This is a genomic window from Chitinophaga sp., from assembly GCF_035564935.1.
Classification (GTDB): Bacteria; Bacteroidota; Bacteroidia; order Chitinophagales; family Chitinophagaceae; genus Chitinophaga.
Map to the genome: position 1 here is coordinate 1 of NZ_DATMTE010000889.1, position 4,188 is coordinate 4,188.

At 48.2% G+C, this 4,188-nt stretch carries 2 protein-coding genes; both read left to right on the forward strand.

The window, feature by feature from the left end; genetic code table 11:
• On the forward strand, positions 1-3,126 hold a 3,126-nt coding region (locus VN105_RS23155), incomplete at its 5' end, for an amino acid adenylation domain-containing protein (RefSeq protein ID WP_325644680.1).
• Between the two features lie 30 nt (positions 3,127-3,156).
• On the forward strand, positions 3,157-4,188 hold a 1,032-nt coding region (locus tag VN105_RS23160), incomplete at its 3' end, for a condensation domain-containing protein (protein ID WP_325644682.1).

A 4,188-nucleotide genomic window follows, 5' to 3' on the forward strand; every position in this document is an offset into this window, starting at 1 on the left:
GCAGCGGTATATCCCCGGGAAAAGAGAATAGAAGAACTGTTCATGGAGCAGGCCGCAAGGACGCCTGATGCCGTAGCTGTTTCAGACGGAGCACAAGACATTAGCTACCGGCGGTTGGATCAATGGTCGTCTTCCCTGGCAGGGCAACTGTTAAAAAAAGGAATTTGTGCAGGCGATATTGTTGCCATACTGCAAAGGCGGTCGGCTGACTGGCTCATAAATATGCTGGCGGTGCTCAAAGCGGGAGCGTGTTATCTTCCTGTTGACCCCGGGCAGCCTTCGGGGCGTATCGCCTATATTATCAGCAGCAGTGGATGTAAACTGGTACTAACAGGGCGGGAGGGTTATAGTTCGGTTGAAGAGACCCCATGGATGCATTGGGAGAAAGAGGGCACAGGAGAAGAGATATTTCCCGGTGTAGAAAACACGGACAGTACAGCGCCGGCTTATGTGATCTATACATCTGGCACTACCGGTATGCCCAAAGGCGTGATGGTATCTCACCGTGCGTTAGTTAACTATATCACATGGGCGGCGGCATTGTATTGCCAGGGCAGGCCGGCGGATTTTCCGCTGTTTACCTCTGTTTCATTTGATCTCGCTATAACTTCCATTTTTGTGCCGGTTGTTACCGGTAACCGGGTGATCATTTATGACGATGCAAACCATGCTTCCCTGCTGGAACGGGTCATAAAAGATAACCGGTCGGATATCGTCAAATTAACGCCTTCCCATTTAAGACTCCTGCGGGAACAACGATTATTAGATCGTGATGTTCCCTGCAAAATACATACGTTCATTGTAGGAGGAGAACAACTGGATACTGTTCTTGCCAGGGATATTCATCACCTGTCTGCCGGCAGGATCAGGATATTCAATGAGTATGGACCCACAGAGGCTACGGTGGGCTGTATGATCCATCAGTTTGATACTGCGGAAGACTATACAAATGTCCTGATCGGGAAGCCCGTTAATAATACACAAATCTACCTGTTGGATAAATATCTCCATCCGGTGCCGGCTGGCATTCCGGGAGAGATCTACATTGGAGGCGACGGCCTGGCTGAAGGTTACCTGAATGCGAGCGAGCTGACTGACAGCCGGTTTTTAGATAATCCCCTCATACCCGGGAGGAAAATGTATAAAACCGGCGACAGCGGCGTACGTGTAGAAAGAGGCCTGATAGAATGCCGTGGCAGGTTAGACAGGCAGGTAAAAATTGAAGGGCACAGGGTGGAGCTTGCAGAAATAGACTATCACCTTATGTGTTATCAGCACATGCAGCAGGTGGTAGTGGAAACGGTCAAAGATAAGGGTGGAAGAAACTCTCTGGCTGCCTATTATACCCTGGACCCCGGTGTGGAAGAAATACCGGACGTGGAGGACCTTATCCGTTACATGGCTGAACGGGTACCTTATTACATGATCCCGGGGCATTTCATCCGGATGAATTCCTTTCCGCTTACGGCTAACGGAAAAGTGGACCTGAAAGCCCTTCCCCGGCCCGATGCAGATAGCGGGGGAAGAGGAAAGGAACCATCCGGTGACAGGGAGCGCAAACTGGCAGTGGTGTGGGAAGAAGTGTTGGGGGCAGAAAACGTAGGACCAGACAGTAACTTTTTCCAGCTTGGGGGAGATTCCATCAAAGCGTTCCGGATAACAGCCCGCTTAAAACAACACAGCATGTTGCTGGAGGCCAGTGATATACTGATCTATCAAACAGTAGGCCGCCTTGCTCCGCGTATTCGTTACATGGCTGCGGAACCGGAAATTCAGCCCGTCATCGCTGGCAAAAGAGCCTTGTTACCGATGGAAGCATGGTTTTTTGAACAGGCATTTAAACATCCGGGATTTTATAACCAGTCAGTATTGCTGCAATTGCAGGAACATACCGATCTGACATTGGCAGAAAAAGCCATGCAACTATTGGTGTCCAGACACGACGGACTTCGGCTGAACTATGATCCTGTCTCAAAACAGCTGTTTTATAATCCGAAACACCTGCAGGGGATTATCACATTTACAGATTGCAGCGGATACACCCCTGAGATGCTGGAAATATTTAAGGGAGACTTTGATATCGCTGATGACCTGCTGATAAAAGCAGGAGTAATAAGAGATAAGACCGGCATTGTACAACTGTTGATAACAGCGCATCATCTCCTGGTGGATGGTGTTAGCTGGAGAACATTACTAACAGACCTGCAACAGCTCTATCAGCATCTGGCCGGTAAAACTGCCGTTCCGGAATATAATGCGGTTCTCCCGGCAGCACAATGGTTGAAACATCTGCAGGCATATGGCGATGTGTGGGCAGGTAAGGAGAAGGCATACTGGGATAGAGCGGCATCGTGTTTATTCCGGATACCGGGCAAAACACAAGGGGCAGACTGGCGGTATGTGAACCGCAAAACCTGCTCAGGAACCCTCAGCCGGGAAGAGACGGATTTCCTGCTGAAAGAGGCGAATGTCCCCTATAAGACAGAACCCGTTATGTTATTGCTGGTGGCGTTAGGCCAATTGCTCAGGGAATGGGCAGAGACCGACGAACTACTCATCATGATGGAAGGACATGGCAGGCAGCTGGGCGATATTAGTATTGCTGCAACCGTGGGTTGGTTTACCAGTATGTACCCATTCAGATTCGATGTCGGGGGGGCGTCTATCGGGGAACAGATTAAAAATGTAAAGGAGCAATACAGAATGATACCGGCACATGGAATCGGCTTTGGTATTGACCGGTACATCAAACCGGATGCTGAAAAGGCAAACATGGAAAAGATACCGGTGTTGTTCAATTATCTCGGACAACTGGATGAAGGAAGTGATAATCCTCTTTTCAGTACCCTGCATATTCCTCCGGGAAGGGAAACACACGCGGAAAATGAAATGTATTGCCAGTTGGAATATAATCTGATGATTATCGATGGGGTATTAACAATTGCTTTGTCATTTAATGAAACGATACATGAGCCACAGCTCATCGAAAGGCTTGTGGAACAATACCAGGAAAAACTGAAAATGCTTCTCCAATATCTCCTGGAATCAAAAGACGTTCATTTTTCTCACTCTGATTTCAGGTTGGCTAACCTGGATGAGCAGGATTTAAAAATATTGTTTGGTTAACCCCGCTGCATCTGCCAATAAAAAATATTTATGATCATTGACAAGGACAACGTCGAGGATATTATTTCCCTGTCTCCCGTTCAGGAGGGCGTATTGTTTCAATACCTGAAGAACCCTGCTGTTAACAGCTATTTCGAGCGGATTAGTCTCGATATAAAGACGAATTGTAATGTAGCTGCGTTCAGGGATGCTGTTGCTAAAACTGCGGCGGCTCATGAAAACCTGCGCTGTATGTTCAGATGGAAAGCGCTGTCACAACCAGTGGCTATTTACCTGAGGGAATTTGTTCCGGGGATTGTTTATGAGGACTTGTCCGTGCTGTCGAACAGTCCGCAGCTGCTGATGGAGAAAATGCTTGATGAAGATTATCAACAGGGATTTGACCTGGAGCAGGTGCCTTGCCGCTTTCTCTTGTGTAAGCTGGCAGACCGGCATTTCAGATTAACCTTTTGTTATCATCACATGTTGTTTGATGGATGGAGTAACGGAATTATTCTGAAAGATCTTTTCCGTTACTGGATGCCTGAATTGTCTGTACAGGGAACTACGGTTAACAGAAGAGGTTCTTTTAAAGATTACATTCACCATACGCTGAACCTGGATCATAGTAGCAGCCTGCAGTTCTGGAGGGACTATATGTCCGGCGCGGGTTCGCTTACCCGGCTTCCTTACAGGTTGGCCAAAGGAAATACGTCGTTCAGCCCGGCCAAAGCCAGCGTTGTTCCGGACAGAGAGAAGGTGGAGGCTTATTGTGCTTCTCTTCATATTACCATTGCCAACTTCATGTATGGTATATGGGGGTATCTGTTACAAACATATAACCACAGTGATGCTGCTGTTTTTGGAACGCCGGTGTCGGGCCGGTTGCAGGCGCTGTCTGAGTTTGAATATACGTCCGGCCTGTTTATCAATACTGTTCCGCTTTGCGTGAAAGTTACTGCCGGTGTTACTATTGCAGAATTTCTGCAGGATCTCGGGAAAAAACTGCTGGAGCGCGCCACGCATGAAATGACCCCGCTTCGGGATATCAGGAAGAGCATGGATGGTGAAAGCGGGGAGGAG